Origin of the sequence: Blastococcus saxobsidens DD2 (assembly GCF_000284015.1) — a bacterium.
Taxonomy (GTDB): Bacteria; Actinomycetota; Actinomycetes; order Mycobacteriales; family Geodermatophilaceae; genus Blastococcus; species Blastococcus saxobsidens_A.
Genome location: NC_016943.1, coordinates 2,565,271 through 2,582,586 on the forward strand (window position 1 = coordinate 2,565,271; position 17,316 = coordinate 2,582,586).

Genomic DNA, 17,316 nt, shown 5'->3' on the forward strand with positions numbered 1-17,316 from the left:
CGCGCGGCTCCGCGGCCGGATCAGGCCTGGTCGGCCTGGCGGCGGCGGTACGCGAGCGCACCGGCACCGGCGGCACCGGCGAGCGCCAGCGCGCCGACGCCCATGGCCGCCTGCTCCTCGACGCCGGCGGTGCTACCCGCACCGGTCTCGGCGCCGCCCGCAGGAGTCGTGCCCATCTGGGCCATCGTCAGCGGCGCGCAGGCGGCCGGAGCGGTCGCCTCCATGGGCAGCGACGGGTCCAGGTCGCTCATGACGTCGCCGTCGTAGGCACCCGAACCGTTCTTGTCGACGCCGTGCAGGACCAGCACCGCGGTGCCGGCGGCGAAGGACTCCTGGACCTCGGTGGAGATCTCGAAGGTCCGCTCGTAGGAGACCGTGCCCCCCTCGGCGGTCGGGAACCGGTCGATGGCCAGGCCGCTGTCCGGGCTGGTGTCACCCTCGGTGGTCAGCGACGTGCCGATGGCGCCGTAGGCGGGCGCGCCCTCGGTCGTGCTCAGGAAGCCGTCGCCGTCCGTGTCAGCGGCGTCGGTGGGGCACTCGCCCTTGGCGCCGATGTGGAAGTGCTGGGCATGCGGGGAACCCGCCAGGAGACCCGAGGCCTCGATCATGACCGTGGCCGAGTTCCCCTCGAGGGTGACCATCCCGGTGCCGGACACGCCGGATCCGTTCAGCGCGCCCAGGTCACCCTGGTAGCTGCCGTCGTGCGCGGCCGAGGCAGCGGACATGGTCAGCAGCGGGAAGGCCGCGGCAGCGATGGCCACGGTCGGGAGTGCGAATGCCTTGCGCAAGGTGAGCTCCTCATGGTCGGAAGAGTCGACACCGCCCCGGGGCGGTGCCGGCGGGCGGCGATTGGGAACCGTTCGCCCGTCGTGCCGGTGGACGCACTGGTGCATCCACCGTGGAACGGGGTCCGGGAGGACCCTGACCAGCGGGCGGGTTCCCCCGGCGGGAGAGGACTCCCCCGCCGACCACGCTGACCGTCCGGTATTCGCACCAGGTGCCCGAGCGGTTCATTTCCATGCACACACACCCGATCGTGTGCCCACGAGTTGCGTCCTATCTTGTCCCGCTCGACGCTGAGCGGATCTTCGCCGCCTCCGCCGTCCTCTGCCCCGGCCGACCGAACCGGCAGCCCCCACGCGCACGAAGGATGGTCATGACCGCTTCAGGACTCGAGTTCCCCGGCCGGCAGCGATCCTCCGCCCTGCGACGGACGACGGCGCTGCTGCTCGGCGTCGGAGCGGCCACGGCCCTGTTGCTCGGGTCGGGCGTGGCACCGGCCGCAGCGCACGACGGGCTGGTCAGCACCTCCCCTGCCGCCGATGCCACGCTGGACACGGCACCGCCGGAGATCCAGTTGCGGTTCAGCGGGCCCCCGCTCCCCCTCGGCACGGAGGTGGTGGTGGCCGGCCCCGACGGCGCGGACATCGCGGAGGGACCAGCCGAGATCCGCGACACGGCGGTGGTGCAGCAACTGGCCGGGACGCCGGCGCCGGGCCGGTACACCGTGCAGTGGCGGAGCACGTCGTCCGACGGGCACCCGCTCTCGGGCTCCTACACCTTCACCGTCACCGGATCGGGCCCGCCGCCGGTGCCGGCCCCGGCTGCTGCCGCCACCCCCCTCCCGGAGGTCCCTGCGGCGCCGCTGGTGGAGGCCGCCGCAGCCGAGCGGTCGGACGGCAGCGGCGCGGCGATCGGCTGGGTCGCGGCCGGTGTCGTCGTGCTCGGTGCACTCGGGGTCCTGCTCGCCCGCCGTCTGCGTGGGCGGGCGTGAGCAGCGCCGCCCCGGCGACTCGCACGCCGTCGCCGGAGCACGCTCCGGCAGCGGTCTCCCCGGCCGGTCCGGCCACCTCCCGGGGACCCGTCGCCGCGCTGGCGGGAGTGGCTCTGACCGCGCTGCTGCTCGGGGCGATCGAGCTGGGTCGCGACGGCTCCGCGGCGGGGTCGCCGGGCCTGGCCGGTGCCGGCCAGCTGGTCGAGTGGAGCCTGCCGGTCGTCACGCTGGCCGGCCGGATCGCGGCCGTGGGCACCATCGGCACGCTGCTCTTCGCGGCGGTGCTGCTCCCCGGCGGACGGGTGGGCCTGTCATCCGCCGGCCGGCGGGCGACCGTGGCGGCGTCCTGGTGGGCCGTCGGCTGGGCCGCGGCGACCGCGCTCGGCGCGGTCCTGACGCTCAGCCGGCTGGTGGGCGCGCCGCCGACGGCCCTGACCTGGTCCGCGGTCCGCGTGTTCGTCGGCGACACCGGAGCCGGACGGGCCGCACTGCTCGTCGTCGCGCTGACCGCGGTGCTCGCGTTCGGCGCCCGCCGGTGCAGCCGCCCGGTGGTCGCGCGGATCCTGCTGGCCGGCGCCCTCGTGGCGCTGATCGTGCCGGTGGTCCTCACCGGGCACTCCTCCGGCGCCGGGGACCACGCCCTCGCCGCGACGACCCTGGCCGTGCACGTCGTCGCCGCCGGCGTATGGGTCGGCGGGCTGCTGGCCCTGGTCGCCCACGGCCGGCGCAGCGGGGAACTGGCAGGAGCCGTCGCCCGGTTCAGCCCGATAGCGCTGCTGTGCCTGCTGGTCACCGCCCTCTCCGGGGTGGTCGCCGCCGGGGCCGTCCTGGGCGGCGCCGCGGCGCTGCTGGGCGCGCTGGACAGCGGCTACGGATGGCTGCTGGTCGCCAAGACAGCGGCGCTGGTCGTCCTGGGCCTGCTCGGGTGGCAGCACCGGCGGCGCACGCTGCCCCGGCTGCACGCCGGGGAACCCGGCAGCTTCCGCCGGTTCGCCGCCGTCGAGGTGCTGGTCATGCTGGCGACCCTCGCGCTGGCCGTCGCCCTGGCCTCCTCCCCTCCCCCGCAGTCGGCCGCGGCAGCCGCCACCGGGTCGGGCAGCCCGGTCGCCGCGGCGCCGGGGACAGCTGCGGACCCCATGGCCGGCCACGACCACGGGGAGCTGTCGGTCGCCGTGCTCATCGACGGCGAGCGCTTCCACGTCGCCGGCCCGGTCGCCGCCGGTTCGCGGGTCACCGTGCACAACAGCACCGTGCAGGAGGGGACCATCACCGCGGCCGACGGGTCCTTCGACGTCGTCGTCCCGGGGCGCTCGCTGATCACCTTCCTGGCCCCGGCCGAGCCGGGGACCTACCCGTTCACCAACCGCCACTCGACGACGTTCGGCGATGTGCTCGTCGTCGAGTGAGGCCAGCGGCTCATTCGTCCTCGGTGCGGTACCCGAGGTTCGGCGAGAGCCACCTCTCCGCCTCGCCGACGCTCCAGCCCTTGCGCCCGGCGTAGTCCTCGACCTGGTCGCGGCCCACGCGGCCGAGGACGAAGTACCGCGACTGCGGGTGGGAGAAGTACAGGCCGCTGACCGCGGCCCCCGGCCACATGGCCATGCTCTCCGTGAGCTCGATGCCGGTGGCCGCCTCGACGTCGAGCAGGTCCCAGATGGTCCGCTTCTCGGTGTGCTCCGGGCAGGCCGGATAGCCGGGCGCCGGCCGGATGCCGGTGTACTTCTCGGCGATGAGGGCCTGGTTGTCCAGGGTCTCGTCGGCGGCGTAGCCCCAGAACTCGCGGCGCACCCGTTCGTGCAGCCGCTCGGCGAATGCCTCGGCCAGCCGGTCGGCCAGGGCCTCCAGCATGATCGCGCTGTAGTCGTCGTTGTCCTTCTTGAACGCCGTCACGCGCTCCGTCGACCCCAGGCCGGCGGTGACGGCGAATGCGCCGACGTAGTCGCGCAACCCCGTCTCCTTCGGCGCCACAAAGTCGGCCAGCGACTTGCGCGGGGAGCCCTCACGTCCCTCCGTCTGCTGCCGGAGCTGGTGCAGGACCGTCCGGACCCCGGTGCGCGACTCGTCGGTGTAGACCTCGATGTCGTCGCCCTCGACCTGGTTGGCCGGGAACAGCCCGAAGACGCCGCTGGCCCGCAGCCACCGCTCCTCGACGATCCGGTCGAGCATCGCCTGGGCGTCCTCGTACAGCCGGCGCGCCGCCTCGCCGGTCGTCGGGTTGTGCAGGATGTCGGGGAACCGGCCGCGCATCTCCCAGGCGTTGAAGAACGGCTGCCAGTCGATGTAGCCGCGCAGCTCCTCCAGCGGGTAGTCCGGGAACGTCTTCCCGAACTGGGTCGCGGTGTGCCGCAGGTGGTCGCACCCCGCGCCCGAGCAGGTGTCGAGCGCCTGCTGCAGCAGCATCCGCGGCCGCGGCGGGAGGTAGTCGCTCCAGTCGATCGGGGTCGCCGCGGCCCGGGCCGCGGCGATCGGCAGCAGCTTCCGGCTGTCCTGGCGTGCTGCGTGCCGCTCGCGCAGCGCTGCGTAGTCGGCGTCGGTCTCGGCCAGCAGCTTGGGGCGCTGCTCGTCCGAGAGCAGCGCGGCGACCACCGGCACCGACCGCGAGGCGTCCTTCACCCAGATGACCGGCCCGTGGTACTTCTGCGCGATCTTGACCGCCGTGTGCGCACGCGAGGTCGTCGCCCCGCCGATGAGCAGCGGGACCTCGAAGCCCTGCCGCTCCATCTCCGTGGCGAGGGTGACCATCTCGTCCAGCGACGGCGTGATCAGCCCGGACAGCCCGATGACGTCGGCGCCTTCGGCCTTGGCGGCGTCCAGGATCTTCTGGGGCGGAACCATGACGCCGAGGTCGACGACGTCGTAGTTGTTGCACTGCAGGACGACGCCGACGATGTTCTTGCCGATGTCGTGGACGTCGCCCTTGGCCGTGGCCATGACGACCTTGCCGTTCGTGCGCTCGGCGTCGCCCGGCTGCTTCTCCGCCTCGATGTACGGGATCAGGTAGGCGACGGCCTTCTTCATGACCCGCGCGGACTTCACCACCTGCGGCAGGAACATCTTGCCCGCGCCGAACAGGTCGCCGACGACGTTCATGCCGTCCATCAGCGGGCCCTCGATCACCTCGATGGGCCGGCCGCCGCGGGCGGCGATCTCGGCGCGCAGCTCCTCGGTGTCGCTCTCGGCGAACTCGTCGATGCCCTTCACCAGGGCGTGGGTGATCCGCTCCCCCACCGGCAGCGACCGCCACTCCTCGGTGGCCACCTCCTTGACCGACCCGTCGCCGGCGAAGTCCCCGGCGATCTCCAGCAGGCGCTCGGTGCTGTCCGGACGGCGGTTGAGGATCACGTCCTCGATCCGCTCGCGCAGCAGCTCGGGCACCTCGCTGTAGACCTCGAGCTGGCCGGCGTTGACGATCGCCATGTCCAGCCCGGCCGCGATGGCGTGGTAGAGGAAGACCGAGTGGATCGCCTCGCGCACCGGGTTGTTGCCGCGGAACGAGAACGAGACGTTGGAGACGCCGCCGGAGACCAGCGCACCCGGCAGGTTCTGCTTGATCCAGCGGGTGGCCTCGATGAAGTCCAGGCCGTAGTTCGCGTGCTCCTCGATGCCGGTGGCGACGGCGAAGATGTTCGGGTCGAAGATGATGTCCTCGATCGGGAACCCGACCTGCTCGACGAGGATGTCGTAGGCGCGCCGGCAGATCTGCGTGCGACGCTCCAGGGTGTCGCCCTGGCCGGCCTCGTCGAACGCCATGACGACGACCGCGGCGCCGTACTTCCGGCACAGGCGCGCGTGGTGGACGAACTTCTCCTCGCCCTCCTTGAGGGAGATCGAGTTGACGATCGCCTTGCCCTGGATGTTCTTGAGGCCGGCCTCCATGACCTCCCACTTGGAGGAGTCGACCATGACCGGCACGCGGGAGATGTCGGGCTCGGCGGCGATCAGCTTGGTGAAGCGGTCCATCGCCTCGACGCCGTCGATCATCCCCTCGTCCATGTTGATGTCGATGACCTGCGCGCCCGCCTCGACCTGCTGACGCGCGACCGTGAGCGCGGTCGGGTAGTCACCGGCCTTGATCAGGTTCCGGAAGCGGGCCGAGCCGGTGATGTTGGTGCGCTCGCCGACGTTGACGAACAGCGACTCCTCGGTGACCGTCAGCGGCTCCAGCCCCGACAGCCGCAGCGCCGGCCGGACCTCGGCAGGCGTGCGCGGCGCCTGCTCCTCGACGGCCCGGGCGATCGCGGCGATGTGCGCCGGCGTGGTGCCGCAGCAGCCGCCCACCATGTTCACGAACCCGCTCTCGGCGAACTCACCGACGATCGCGGCCGTCTCGTCGGGTGCCTCGTCGTACTCACCGAACGCGTTGGGCAGGCCGGCGTTCGGGTAGCAGGACACGAAGGTGTCGGCCACCCGCGAGATCTCCGCGACGTAGGGCCGCATCTCCTTGGCGCCCAGGGCGCAGTTGAGCCCCACCAGCAGGGGGTGGACGTGCCGCACCGAGTGCCAGAACGCCTCGGTCACCTGACCGGACAGCGTCCGGCCGGAGGCGTCGGTGATCGTGCCGGAGATCAGCACCGGCCAGCGGCGCCCCCGCTCCTCGAACAGCGTCTCCAGGGCGAAGATCGCCGCCTTGGCGTTGAGCGTGTCGAAGATCGTCTCGACCAGCAGTGCGTCCGAGCCGCCGTCGACCAGCCCGTTGGCCTGCTCGAGGTAGGCCGCCACCAGGTCGTCGAAGCTGACGTTGCGGGCGCCGGGGTCGTTGACGTCGGGCGAGATCGACGCCGTCCGGCTGGTCGGCCCGATGGCACCGACCACGAAGCGCGGCTTGCCCGGGGTGCGTGCGGCCATCGCGTCCGCCTCGCGGCGGGCCAGCCGGGCCGAGGCGACGTTGAGCTCGTAGGCGAGGTCCCCCATGCCGTAGTCCGACAGCGAGATCGTCGTGGCGTTGAAGGTGTTGGTCTCGATGAGGTCGGCGCCGGCCTCGAGGTACTCGCGGTGGATCGCGGCGATGATCTGCGGCTGCGTGATGCTGAGCAGGTCGTTGTTGCCCTGCACGTCGCTCGGCCAGTCGGCGAACCGCTCCCCGCGGTATCCGGCCTCGTCGGGGCGGTCCCGTTGGATGGCCGTCCCCATCGCGCCGTCGAGCACCAGGATGCGCTGCCGCAGCAGATCCGTCAGCTGGGCCGTGACGTCAGGACGGAGGGTGGGTGACTCGGACACAGAAGATCCCCAGTGGCTCATCTTGATTGGGCGTGCGGGCCTCGCGCTCCGTCACCCCGGCGGGCTGGCCCAGGCCTGGGCGTTCCCGATGTCGCCTGTCATCATCTCACCTCACCGCCGTCGAGCACAGCAAGGCCGTGCCCCGGGCATGCGCGAGCATCCGAGGTGGACGGCCGGACCGACGTAGGCTGACACGGGTGATCGATCCGAAGTCCGGCGCCGACGACCTTCCGCAGCTGACCGACCCGCTGGTCGTGGTCGCGTTCGAGGGCTGGAACGACGCCGGGGACGCCGCCACGGGGGCCGTGGAGCACCTGGAGCTGATCTGGGACGCCAAGCCACTGGCCGCGCTGGACCCCGAGGACTACTACGACTTCCAGGTGAACCGGCCCACGGTCTCGCTGGTCGGCGGCGTGAGCCGCCGCATCGAGTGGCCGACCACCCGCATCTCGGTGGCGCACCCCGAGGGCCTGGGCCGCGACGTCGTGCTCGTCCGCGGCATCGAGCCGAACATGCGCTGGCGCGGCTTCTGCGAGGAGCTCCTCGAGATCCTCGACGAGCTCGACGTGTCGATGGTCGTCGGGCTGGGTGCCCTGCTGGCCGACACCCCGCACACCCGGCCCACACCGGTCACCGGGTCCGCCTACGACCAGGAGTCCGCCCGGGCCTACGGCCTGGAGACCTCGCGCTACGAGGGCCCCACGGGCATCCTCGGGGTGTTCCAGGACGCCTGCGTCCAGGCCGGGCTGCCGGCGATCAGCTTCTGGGCCGCCGTCCCGCACTACGTGTCCCAGCCGCCGTCCCCGCGGGCCACCGTCGCGCTGCTGCAGCGCGTCGAGGAGGTGCTGGAGACCGCCGTGCCGCTGGGCGCCCTGCCGCAGCAGGCCGACGAGTGGGTGACGACCGTCGACGAGATGGCGAACGAGGACGCCGAGGTCGTGGAGTACGTGCGCTCCCTCGAGGAGCGGGCCACCGAGGTCGACCTCTCCCAGGCCAACGGCGACCAGATCGCCCGGGAGTTCGAAAGGTATCTGCGCCGCCGCGGCGGCTCCGCAGGCGGCACCTGAGCGGCGACACCGCGGTCCTCCGGACCGCACCGCGGCCAGGTGCCGTCCCGGCCGTCGCTGAGCCGCTGCGTCGCTCGATCGCGGAGACCCTCCGGGCCTCCACTCCTCGCGACAACGCGCCTCAACACAGCAGGGAGATCATCCTCGCGGCTGCGTCGGCGTCGAACAACCGGTCGTGGGTGGCGAGGGCGAACCGGTCGGTCATCCCGGACACGTAGTCGACGACCTGGGTGAGCTCGTCCGCCGCGGTGTCGCGGTAGGACACCGGGATGAGCTCGGGGTGCGCGAGGTGGTGGTCGACCAGCCGGCGGATGACGCCGATCGCCAGGTGCTTCTGCCCGGCGGCGACGTCGGAGGCGTAGACGCGGGCGAACATGAAATCGCGCAGCTCGTGCATGGCCTGCAGGGCCTCGGGGTCCATCACCACGGCGCCCGCGGCGTTGGCCGGGGACAGCGATCCGGTGACGACGGCGCCGATCATGGCACCGACCATCTGGCTGCCGGGCTCCCCGAACACGGCGACGGCGCGCGCCGGCAGGTCGGCGGTGCGGATGACGCCGGCGCGGGCGGCGTCCAGGGCGTCGTGCGAGAGGTAGCCGATCCGGTCGGCGTATCGCACGCACTCTGCCTCGCGGGTGGCCGGCGGCGGGGCGATCTTCCAGCTGTGCGCCCGGATGCCGTCGCGGACCTCCCAGGTGAGGTTGAGGTCCTCGAGGATCTCCACGATCCGCACGCCCTGCGCCGCGTGGTGCCAGCCGCCGGGGACGTAGGGGTCGAACGCCTCCTCCCCGATGTGCCCGAACGGTGAGTGCCCGACGTCGTGCGCCAGCGCGATCGCCTCGGCCAGCGGCTCGTTGAGGCCGAGCGCCCGGGCCAGCGACCGCGCCACCTGCGTGACCTGCAGCGTGTGGGTCAGCCGGGTGACGAAGTGGTCGCCCTCGGGGTTCAGGAAGACCTGGGTCTTGTGCTTGAGCCGCCGGAACGCCTTGGCGTGCAGGATCCGGTCGCGGTCGCGCTCGAAGGCGGTGCGCAGCGCGTCCTCCGGCTCGGGACGCGCCCGACCGCGGGACGTCGCCGACCGGGTGGCCGCGGGCGCGAGCTGCTCCTCGGCCCGTTCGCGGGCCGCTCGGTCGGTCAGCCGGAACGAGCCGGAGGGCGCACTGGTCATCAGCAGCCCTGCAGCTCCACGCCCAGCAGCGCGTCGATGGCGTCGCAGACGACGCTCGGCGCCTGCTCCTCGAGGTCGTCGCCGCCGGCCAGCGTCTGCGCCGCCCACGCATCGACCAGGGCGATGGCACCGGGGCTGTCCAGGTCGTCGGCCAGCCGGTCACGCAGACCGTGGAGCACCGGCCCGGCGGGTGCCCCGGCGTCGCGGGCGACCGCCCGGCGCCAGGTGGCCAGCCGGTGCTCCGCCTCGCTGAGCAGGCCTGCGGTCCAGGCGCGGTCGGTGCGGTAGTGACCGGACAGCAGGGCCAGCCGGATCGCCATCGGGTCGACGCCCTCGCCGCGCAGCTTCGAGACGAAGACCAGGTTGCCGCGGCTCTTGCTCATCTTCTCGCCGTCGAGCCCGATCATCGCCGCGTGCACGTACGCCTTGGCGAACGGCTTGGTGGCGGTGAGCGCCTCGGCGTGCACGGCGGAGAACTCGTGGTGCGGGAAGACCAGGTCGCTGCCGCCGCCCTGCACGTCGACACCCATGCCGATGGTGTCCAGCGCGATGGTGGCGCACTCGATGTGCCAGCCGGGGCGGCCGGCGGCGCCGCGCGGGCCCGGCCAGGAGGGCTCGCCGTCGCGCCGCCCGCGCCACAGCAGCGGGTCGAGGCGGTTCCGCTTGCCGGCGCGGTCGGGGTCTCCACCGCGCTCGGCGAAGAACCCCAGCATGGTCTCCTCGTCGTAACCCGACTCCGAGCCGAACCCCGGCGCCGGCGCCACGTCGTGGTAGACGTCGCCGGTGCCGTCGTCGAGCACATAGGCCAGGCCGGCGTCGAGAAGCTGCTCGATGTGCCCGACGATCCGCGGGATCGCCTCGACCGCGCCCACGTAGTTCTCCGGCGGCAGCACGCGCAGCGCCGTCATGTCCTCGCGGAACAGCGCCGTCTCCCGCATGCCGAGGACGACCCAGTCCTCGTTGTCGCGGTCGGCGCGCTCGAGGAGCGGGTCGTCGATGTCGGTGACGTTCTGGACGTAGTGGACCGCGTGCCCGGCGTCGCGCCACATCCGGTTGATGAGGTCGAAGGCCAGGTAGGTGGCGGCGTGGCCGAGGTGCGTGGCGTCGTAGGGGGTGATGCCGCAGACGTACATGCGCGCGGTCCGGTCCGGTGTCGTCGCGACCGTCTCGCCACGGGCGGTGTCGTAGACCTTGAGGACGGAGCCGGTGCCGGGCAGGGTCGGCAGCAGCGGAGCGGGCCAGGAGAGCACGGCACGAGCCTAGAGGCGAGGTCCGACGACGCCGTCCCGCACGTCCGTGCGGATCATCACGTCGGAGGGGACGCACCGCCGTCCTCCCCGTCCGCGGCCCGGCCGCAGGAGGAGGAGCGATGGAGCTCGACGAGTACCTGCCGGCCCTGCAGCGGGCCGACGCCCGGTTCGCCGAGGCCGCCGCGGCCGCGGTGCTCGCCTCGGGGTGGGGCGCCCGCGTGCCGGGCTGTCCCGGCTGGAGCCTGGCCGACCTGGTGTGGCACCTGGCGGAGGTGCAGCGGTTCTGGGCCTGGGTGGTGCGCACCCGGGCGGTGGACCGCTCCGCCTACGTGCCACCACACCGACACCCCGACGACGAGCTGCTGGGCTACGTGGCCGCGCGCAGCGCCGAGCTGGAGACGGCGCTGGCCGGCGCCGGCCCGGCCGAACGGGTGTGGACCTGGGCGCCGCAGCAGGACGTCGCCTTCGTGCTGCGCCGCCAGCTGCAGGAGGTCACCGTGCACACCGTCGACGTCGAGCAGGTGGTCGGTGACGTCCGGCCGATCCCGCCGGCGGTCGCCCTGGACGGCCTCGACGAGTGGCTGGAGGTCATGGTGCCGGCCGCGCTCCCCGACGGCCCGCCCGCCGACGCCCACCCCGTCGTCCTGCACGCCGTGGACGCCGACGCCGAGCGGACCCTGTTCCCCGGGACGAAACCGTTCCCGATCGCGGCGCTCACCGGCACCGCCGGCGACCTGCTGCTGGCCGTCTGGCGCCGGGCGCCCCTGGACCTGCTCACCGTGGACGGCGACGGCCTGCAGGCCGCGGCGATGATCGGCCTCGTGCGCCTGGAGTGAGGGGCCGGCCCACGGCGGCGCACGGGCGGGTGCGGTGTCACTCCTCCTCGTACGGCTCGATCCGCCAGGGGAAGCCGGGCCCGTAGCGCTCGGCGAGGTGGCCGACCGGCAGCCCGGCGAGCGGCCGGAGGTCGTCGGGCAACTCGTCGAAGAGATGGTGGGCGTGCGTGGTGAGGAGGTGGTCGACGTCGACCGGAGTGCCGCACAGGAACTGCCAGCTGCCGTCGTCATTGCGGACCACCAGGCGTAGCGGCTCCGAACCGTTGAGGATGCGCGTGGAGACGATCGACAGCGGGTCCGTCGGTCGACACACGTGGCCACGGGGCGCGGGTCGTCGGGCACCCGGGCGGCGGCTGCGCTTTTTCGGGCTCACGGCCAGCTCACCGCGTGACGGTCGAACTCCTCGCCGGTCTGGACGCCGACCACGCAGAACACCAGGCCGGCCGGGTCGCGCAGCTGCCAGATCGAGCCCATGTCCCGGTGCCGCCTCGCTCCCAGCGCCTCCAGGCGGGCGACCTCGGCCGGGATGTCGTCGGTCTCGATGTCGACGTGCCAGCGTGGCGGCGTCCCCTCGCCGGTCCGCTGGATCTCCACGTGCCAGCCGTCGGTGAACGAGCCGAGCGAGGCCCACGTCTCGTCGTCTGCATCAGGGGTGGCGGTGCGCCCGGTGGCGCCGGCCCAGAACCCGCTACCCGCGGAATGGTGCTCCGGCGGCAGGTCCAGCAACAGGATCGACAAGCGGCTGCGATGCGGCATGAACGGGATACTGGCGCAGGGCACCGACAGGGCGCCGGCCAGCGGCGCGAGTGCGACGACGTGGTGGCGATCAGCGTCCGATGGCCACGAGTTCGTCGCACTCGCGGGAAGATCGCGCGGAACAGCCGGTCAGAACGGCGGCCAGGGCAGGGCCGGCCACTCCCCGCTCGGTTCCGGGTGGCGGCCGGTGCGCAGCAGCTCGGCGACCCGGCGCTGCGTGCAGCGCACCTCGGTGCGGGTGAGGTGCTCGTGCAGCTGCTCACCCAGGTCGCCGCGCAAGTCGTGGGCCAGCCGGTCGAGCACGTCCAGCGCCTCCGCGGTCAGCGGCGTGCCCGCCCACCGCCACAGCAGGGTGCGCAGCTTCGGGTCGACGGAGAAGCAGATGCCGTGGTCGACCCCGTAGACGTGGCCGTCGGGCATCGGGATGATGTGCCCGCCCTTGCGGTCGGCGTTGTTGACCACGGCGTCGAACACCGCCATGCGCTGCAGCGCGGGGTCGTCCCGGCGGACGAACGCGGCGAGGTCGACCTCCGGGTCGCCGTCGATCCACAGCTGCACCATCCCGGGACCGAACGGGCCCTCGCGCAGCACGGTCGGCGGCACGACGTGCCAGCCGGTGGCCTCCGACACCAGATAGGCGGAGATCTCCCGCCCGGCGAGCGTCCCGTCGGGGAAGTCCCAGAGCGGCCGCTCCCCCGCGACCGGCTTGTAGACGCACTCAGCGGCCAGCTCGTCGGTACGGATGGCGCCCACCAGCGTCACGTTCGACGCCTCGAGCATCCGGCCCTCGAGGTCGATCACGCCCTCGGTGAGCAGCTGGGCGGCCTCGGCGTCGTCGGCAGGAGGGCGGAGGTCGGGCTCGACGGGCTGCTCGCTCATCGAGGAGCCGCCGCTCAGCGGCGGTAGCCGTTCTGCCGCGGGCACACGTGGCCGACCGGGTCCAGCGGCAGGGAGCACAGCGGGCAGGCCGGGCGGCCGGCGGCGACGACCCGGCGGGCCCGCGCGACGAAGGCGCGCGCGGCCATCGGCGTGATGGTGACCCGCAGCGCGTCCGGACCCTCGTCGCTGTCGGAGAGGATCGCGTCCTCCTCGATCGGCTCCTCGCCGGCGGCGACGGCCTCCACGACCACGGCCTCCTCCGTGCCGTCCCAGGCCAGGCCCATCGCGGCGACCCGGAACTCCTCGTCGACCGGGGCGCTCAGCGGCTCCAGGTCGTCGACGTCGGCCTCCGCGGGGATGGCCGCGTCCGCCCGGTTGCTGATCTCGTCGAGCAGATCGTCCATCCGGTCGGCCAGCACCTGGACCTGCGTCTTCTCCAGGGCGACGCTGACCGTGCGGCCGGAGTCGTCGGTGGCCTGCAGGTAGAACGTCCGGTCCCCGGGCTGACCCACCGTCCCTGTGACGAACCGGGTGGGGCGATCGAAGAGATGGAGCTGACGGGGCACGCGCCCAGGTTACGCGGGGACGCCGACGGCCCGCCGGGACGACCCGGCCGGAAAAGCCGACGTCACGGCCTCAGGCCGGTGCACCGGCCCCGCCACCCACCACCGCGTCGGACGACGCCTTGCGCCGGCGCGCCTTGCGGGGCGGCGGGATGAGGGCGGACACGTCACCGCCGGTGTCGTTGATCCGGGCGACGAACGGCCGGGTCTCGGTGTAGGTCACCACCGAGATCGAGGCCGGGTCGACGACGATGCGCTGGAAGAAGTCCAGGTGCAGGCCGAAGGCGTCGGCGAGGATCGCCTTGATGACGTCGCCGTGGCTGCACGCCAGCCACACCGCGTCGGGGCCGAGTCGGGCGTTCCACGCCCGCACGGCGGCCACCGCCCGGGCCTGGGTCTGGGCCAGCCCCTCCCCCTCCGGCCCGGGGAAGACCGCGGCGGAGGGGTGCTGCTGAACCACCTTCCACAGCGGTTCCTTGACCAGCTCCTTGATGCTGCGCCCGGTCCAGTCGCCGTAGTGCGCCTCGCCCAGCCGGTCGTCGGTCTGCGGCTCCAGCTCCCGGCCGGCGACGACGGCGCCGACGGTCTGCCGGCAGCGCTCCAGGGGGCTGCTGACGACGGCGGCCAGCGGGACCTTCGCCAGCCGCTCCCCCACCGCCCGTACCTGCGCCTGACCGGTCTCGTCCAGCTGGACACCGGGCGTCCAGCCGGCGAGCACGCCACCGGTGTTGGCGGTCGTCCGGCCGTGCCGGAGCAGGATCACGGTGGTCACGGGGCGAGCCTAGGCGGTGCCCTCACCGCTCCCCGGTTCTGCGGCTGCCCGGCCACACCGCCCACCGCGGCCAGCATGTCGTCGAGGAAGGCATCGATCACCCCTCGTTCGTCCGCGGTCCGGGCCTCCAGGACGGCGGTCGTCGCATCGATCAGCGGGCCGGGCCTCACGGGTGCCGGCCGAGTCCGACCCGGGGCGCGCCGGCGACCGGCGGGCATGACGATCCGGTGAAGGGACGCCGGAGCACGTTCGCGCCCGCCCGTCGTGGGCAGGCCCTCGATGACCGGAACCCTCGAAACCGGAAGGCGAGACCGCGATGATGCGTCTCCTCCTCGCCGGGCTGGGCGCCAGCTCGCTGCTGGTGACCACCGGCGCACCGACAGTCCCCCCTCCGTCCGCCGCCCCGACCGGACCAGCCGCACCCGCGCCGGTGCAGCTCGTCGACCAGCCGCTGCCGCCGGTCGGGACCCCGGGTAGCGAGGCGGTGGAGACGGAGGACTTTCCCGCCGGTGGCTTCGCGACCTACCTGACCGACGTGCGTGCCGCCGGGCACGAGAGCTTCGACCGGTTCGTCCTCGAGTTCGAGGGCGAGGAGGTGCCCAGCTACCGGGTCGGCTACGTCGAGCCGCCGATCACCGAGGACGGCTCGGGCCGGCAGGTGGACGTGGACGGCTCGGCCTTCCTGGAGGTGCGGGTCAGCCCGGCCAGCGGCGTCGACCTCTCCGGCGACCAGCCCCGCGAGACCTACACCGGGCGCGAGCAGCTCACCGCCCCCGGCGGCCAGGTGATCACCGAGGCGGTCCAGACCGGGGACTTCGAGTCGATGCTGGCCTGGACGATCGGGCTGGAGGAGCGGGTGCCCTTCGGGGTCACCACGTTCCCCGACCCGGCCCGGCTGGTCGTCGACGTCCTGCACCAGCCCGGTGGGGACGGCGGCTCCGGCGGCCTCGAGCCGGTCGGTCAGGGCGGCACCGCCGACGTCGACGTCGACGCCACCGGGTCGCCGGTCACGCTGACCGACGTCCGGCTGGGCGCGCACGACGACTTCGACCGGATCGTGTTCGAGCTGGCCGGGGAGGGGACGGCCGGCTACGAGGTCGGCTACACCGAGGACCCGCGCAGCCAGGGCTCCGGCGAGCCGGTGCAGGTCCCCGGCGACGCGACCCTGGGCATCACGCTGACCAACCTGCTGCTCCCGGGCGACGCCCCCGAGGCGGTCACGCCCTGGGCGGGCCGGGAGCAGCTCGAGATAGCCGGGACGAGCACCCTGCAGGCCCTCGTCGCCGATGCCCTCTTCGAGGGGCGGTACTCGTTCTTCGCCGGCCTCGACCAGCGCCGCCCGTTCGCCGTCACCCGACTGTCCGATCCACAGCGGATCGTGATCGACGTGCTGAACCGGGAACCGGGCACCGGCGTCTCCCTCGGCGAGACGTGCACCAGCCCGGCCGGGTACGCCGTCGACCATCCCTCGGACTGGTCGGTCAACGCCGGTGAGACCGTGCCGTCCTGCAGCCGGTTCTCCCCGCAGGACTTCGACGTGCCCGACGCCACCGACGTGCGCGTGGCCGCGATCGCCTTCTCGATCGAGTCGGTGGCCTTCGACCGGGTGACCCAGGAGCAGCCCGGGGAGCAGGCGCGCCGCGAGCTGACCGTGGACGGCCGGGAGTCGGTGCGGATCCAGCGGACCGCCACCGGTGAGGGCCTCTGGGCCGAGGGCACGCCCTCGACCCGGTACGCCATCCGGCTCGCGGACGGTGCGGACGGCCCGCGCACGCTGGTCGCCGACACCGTCGGCCTGCCGGGGTTCGACTACCAGCGCAACGTCGCGGTGCTCGACGCCATGATCGGGACGCTGGACCTCGACACCGGCACGGAGGGCTGAGCCCCCGGCACCCGTGGCGACCCGGAGCCGGTCCGGCTCCGGGTCGCCACTGCCCTGCTCCGGCGGCGTGTCGGAGCGCTCGCCGCCGGCCGCAGCCGGAAGAACGTCGTCGTCGCGCACTCCGAGAACGCCGCCGGGACGCTCGGGCTGGACCCGACCGCCTGCTTCACCGGCGTGCGGCCCGGCCGGCTGCTGCGGGGCGGGCCGTCGCTACAGCGGGACCGGGTCGACCTCGACCGACCCTCCCGGATCCAGCACGCCGGCGAAGACGAGCGCCAGGATCAGCGCACCGAGCACGATCCGGTAGACGACGAAGGGCACGTAGCTGCCGCGGTCGAGGTAGCGCAGCAGCCAGGCGATGACCACCAGGCCCACGCCGAACGCCAGCACGGTGGCCAGGATCGTCGGGCCCCACGCGAGGGGTGGCCCGGCGACGTCGCCGCTGAGCGCCTCGTACATCTGGAAGAAACCGGCACCGAGGACGGCGGGGACGGCGAGCAGGAACGAGTACCGGGCCGCCGCGGACCGCGTGTAGCCGAGGAACAGCCCCGCGGTGATCGTGCCGCCGGACCGCGAGACGCCGGGGATCAGCGCCATCGCCTGGGCGAAGCCGAAGGCGATGCCGTGGCCCACGGTCAGCCGGTCGAGCTCACGACGCTTGGCACCGGCCCGGTCGGCCCAGAACAGCACCAGCGAGAAGACGATCAGCGCGGTGGCCGTGATGCGCAGGTCGCGGAACGTCGTCTCGATCGAGTCCTGGAACAGCAGCCCGAGCACCACGATGGGCAGGGTGCCGATGATGATCAGCCAGCCCATCCGGGCGTCGGGGTCGCCCTTCCGGCGGCCGCCGAGGGAGGCGCTCCAGGCGGTGATGATCCGCCAGATGTCGTGCCGGAAGTACAGCAGGACGGCGGCCTCGGTGCCGATCTGGGTGATCGCCGTGAACGCCGCGCCGGGGTCGCCCCAGCCGAACGCCTCCCCCACCACCCGCAGGTGCGCGCTGGAGGAGATCGGCAGGAACTCGGTCAGTCCCTGCACCAGCCCCAGGACGACGGCCTCGACCCAGCCCACGTCAGCACCCCTCGGGCGGGACTGGGGCGGCTGAATGGGAGAAGGGTCGGGCAGGCACGACCGCTGACCTTAGGTGCCGGG

Annotated in this window: 16 protein-coding genes; 5 read left to right on the plus strand and 11 right to left on the minus strand. The window is 73.3% G+C overall.

Annotation, left to right across the window (positions count from 1 at the left end):
- Positions 1 to 20: 20 nt before the first annotated feature.
- The gene (locus tag BLASA_RS12145) at positions 21 to 788 is read right to left on the minus strand and encodes a hypothetical protein (RefSeq protein WP_014376443.1); all 768 of its coding nucleotides are present in this window, start codon (positions 786 to 788) and stop codon (positions 21 to 23) included.
- Positions 789 to 1,156: 368 nt separating this feature from the next.
- Between BLASA_RS12145 and BLASA_RS12150 the strand changes: the two genes are divergently transcribed.
- Together BLASA_RS12150 and BLASA_RS12155 are read left to right on the plus strand one after the other, a co-directional pair.
- The gene (locus tag BLASA_RS12150) at positions 1,157 to 1,774 is read left to right on the plus strand and encodes a copper resistance CopC family protein (RefSeq protein WP_014376444.1); all 618 of its coding nucleotides are present in this window, start codon (positions 1,157 to 1,159) and stop codon (positions 1,772 to 1,774) included.
- Positions 1,775 to 1,881: 107 nt separating this feature from the next.
- Positions 1,882 to 3,180 (plus strand): copper resistance D family protein, encoded by a 1,299-nt coding sequence (locus BLASA_RS12155; RefSeq protein WP_051004967.1) that lies wholly within the window; start codon positions 1,882 to 1,884, stop codon positions 3,178 to 3,180.
- A gap of 10 nt (positions 3,181 to 3,190) precedes the next feature.
- Here BLASA_RS12155 and metH read toward each other — a convergent pair whose 3' ends face one another.
- Positions 3,191 to 6,991 carry a methionine synthase gene (gene metH / locus BLASA_RS12160; protein ID WP_014376446.1) on the minus strand — a complete coding sequence of 1,267 codons (3,801 nt, stop codon included), beginning with the start codon at positions 6,989 to 6,991 and terminating at the stop codon, positions 3,191 to 3,193.
- A gap of 197 nt (positions 6,992 to 7,188) precedes the next feature.
- On the opposite strand from metH, the gene BLASA_RS12165 reads away from it, so the two are divergent.
- Entirely contained in the window at positions 7,189 to 8,058 is an 870-nt protein-coding gene (locus BLASA_RS12165) for a PAC2 family protein (RefSeq protein ID WP_014376447.1), read from the plus strand.
- 121 nt (positions 8,059 to 8,179) lie between these two features.
- Here the strand turns inward: BLASA_RS12165 and BLASA_RS12170 are convergent, their stop codons facing one another.
- Both BLASA_RS12170 and mshC read right to left on the minus strand, forming a co-directional pair.
- Positions 8,180 to 9,226, minus strand: coding sequence for an HD domain-containing protein (locus BLASA_RS12170; RefSeq protein ID WP_014376448.1), 1,047 nt, complete (start codon positions 9,224 to 9,226; stop codon positions 8,180 to 8,182).
- Positions 9,226 to 10,476, minus strand: coding sequence for a cysteine--1-D-myo-inosityl 2-amino-2-deoxy-alpha-D-glucopyranoside ligase (gene mshC, locus BLASA_RS12175; RefSeq protein ID WP_014376449.1), 1,251 nt, complete (start codon positions 10,474 to 10,476; stop codon positions 9,226 to 9,228). The genes BLASA_RS12170 and mshC overlap by 1 nt, the downstream gene beginning before the upstream one ends.
- A 119-nt stretch (positions 10,477 to 10,595) precedes the next feature.
- Between mshC and BLASA_RS12180 the strand changes: the two genes are divergently transcribed.
- Positions 10,596 to 11,312, plus strand: coding sequence for a maleylpyruvate isomerase family mycothiol-dependent enzyme (locus tag BLASA_RS12180; protein ID WP_014376450.1), 717 nt, complete (start codon positions 10,596 to 10,598; stop codon positions 11,310 to 11,312).
- Positions 11,313 to 11,349: 37 nt separating this feature from the next.
- Here BLASA_RS12180 and BLASA_RS12185 read toward each other — a convergent pair whose 3' ends face one another.
- The 6 genes from BLASA_RS12185 to BLASA_RS25050 form a co-directional block, all read right to left on the minus strand.
- Positions 11,350 to 11,625, minus strand: a complete 276-nt coding sequence (locus BLASA_RS12185) for a hypothetical protein (protein ID WP_014376451.1) — start codon at positions 11,623 to 11,625, stop codon at positions 11,350 to 11,352.
- A 56-nt stretch (positions 11,626 to 11,681) separates the two neighbouring features.
- The gene (locus BLASA_RS12190) at positions 11,682 to 12,068 is read right to left on the minus strand and encodes a VOC family protein (protein WP_014376452.1); all 387 of its coding nucleotides are present in this window, start codon (positions 12,066 to 12,068) and stop codon (positions 11,682 to 11,684) included.
- 129 nt (positions 12,069 to 12,197) lie between these two features.
- Positions 12,198 to 12,947 (minus strand): SCO1664 family protein, encoded by a 750-nt coding sequence (locus BLASA_RS12195; RefSeq protein ID WP_014376453.1) that lies wholly within the window; start codon positions 12,945 to 12,947, stop codon positions 12,198 to 12,200.
- 14 nt (positions 12,948 to 12,961) lie between these two features.
- A complete protein-coding gene (locus BLASA_RS12200) occupies positions 12,962 to 13,513 on the minus strand; it encodes a DUF3090 family protein (protein ID WP_041775736.1) in 552 nt (183 codons plus the stop codon).
- A gap of 70 nt (positions 13,514 to 13,583) precedes the next feature.
- Positions 13,584 to 14,282 (minus strand): histidine phosphatase family protein, encoded by a 699-nt coding sequence (locus BLASA_RS12205; RefSeq protein ID WP_014376455.1) that lies wholly within the window; start codon positions 14,280 to 14,282, stop codon positions 13,584 to 13,586.
- The gene (locus BLASA_RS25050) at positions 14,279 to 14,452 is read right to left on the minus strand and encodes a hypothetical protein (protein ID WP_166486539.1); all 174 of its coding nucleotides are present in this window, start codon (positions 14,450 to 14,452) and stop codon (positions 14,279 to 14,281) included. Before BLASA_RS25050 ends, BLASA_RS12205 begins: the two co-directional genes overlap by 4 nt.
- A 146-nt stretch (positions 14,453 to 14,598) precedes the next feature.
- On the opposite strand from BLASA_RS25050, the gene BLASA_RS23465 reads away from it, so the two are divergent.
- Positions 14,599 to 16,164: an AMIN-like domain-containing (lipo)protein gene (locus BLASA_RS23465; RefSeq protein WP_014376456.1), complete on the plus strand. Its 1,566-nt coding sequence runs from the start codon at positions 14,599 to 14,601 to the stop codon at positions 16,162 to 16,164.
- Between the two features lie 210 nt (positions 16,165 to 16,374).
- Here BLASA_RS23465 and BLASA_RS12215 read toward each other — a convergent pair whose 3' ends face one another.
- Positions 16,375 to 17,235 carry an undecaprenyl-diphosphate phosphatase gene (locus tag BLASA_RS12215; RefSeq protein WP_014376457.1) on the minus strand — a complete coding sequence of 287 codons (861 nt, stop codon included), beginning with the start codon at positions 17,233 to 17,235 and terminating at the stop codon, positions 16,375 to 16,377.
- Positions 17,236 to 17,316 lie beyond the last annotated feature (81 nt).

Bases quoted from the DNA above. Each gene is read 5' to 3' on its own strand.
- BLASA_RS12150 (WP_014376444.1), top strand. From the start codon at position 1,157: ATGACCGCTTCAGGACTCGAGTTCCCCGGCCGGCAGCGATCCTCCGCC.
- BLASA_RS12170 (WP_014376448.1), bottom strand. From the start codon at position 9,226: ATGACCAGTGCGCCCTCCGGCTCGTTCCGGCTGACCGACCGAGCGGCC.
- BLASA_RS12180 (WP_014376450.1), top strand. From the start codon at position 10,596: ATGGAGCTCGACGAGTACCTGCCGGCCCTGCAGCGGGCCGACGCCCGG.
- BLASA_RS12190 (WP_014376452.1), bottom strand. From the start codon at position 12,068: ATGCCGCATCGCAGCCGCTTGTCGATCCTGTTGCTGGACCTGCCGCCG.
- BLASA_RS12195 (WP_014376453.1), bottom strand. From the start codon at position 12,947: ATGAGCGAGCAGCCCGTCGAGCCCGACCTCCGCCCTCCTGCCGACGAC.
- BLASA_RS23465 (WP_014376456.1), top strand. From the start codon at position 14,599: ATGATGCGTCTCCTCCTCGCCGGGCTGGGCGCCAGCTCGCTGCTGGTG.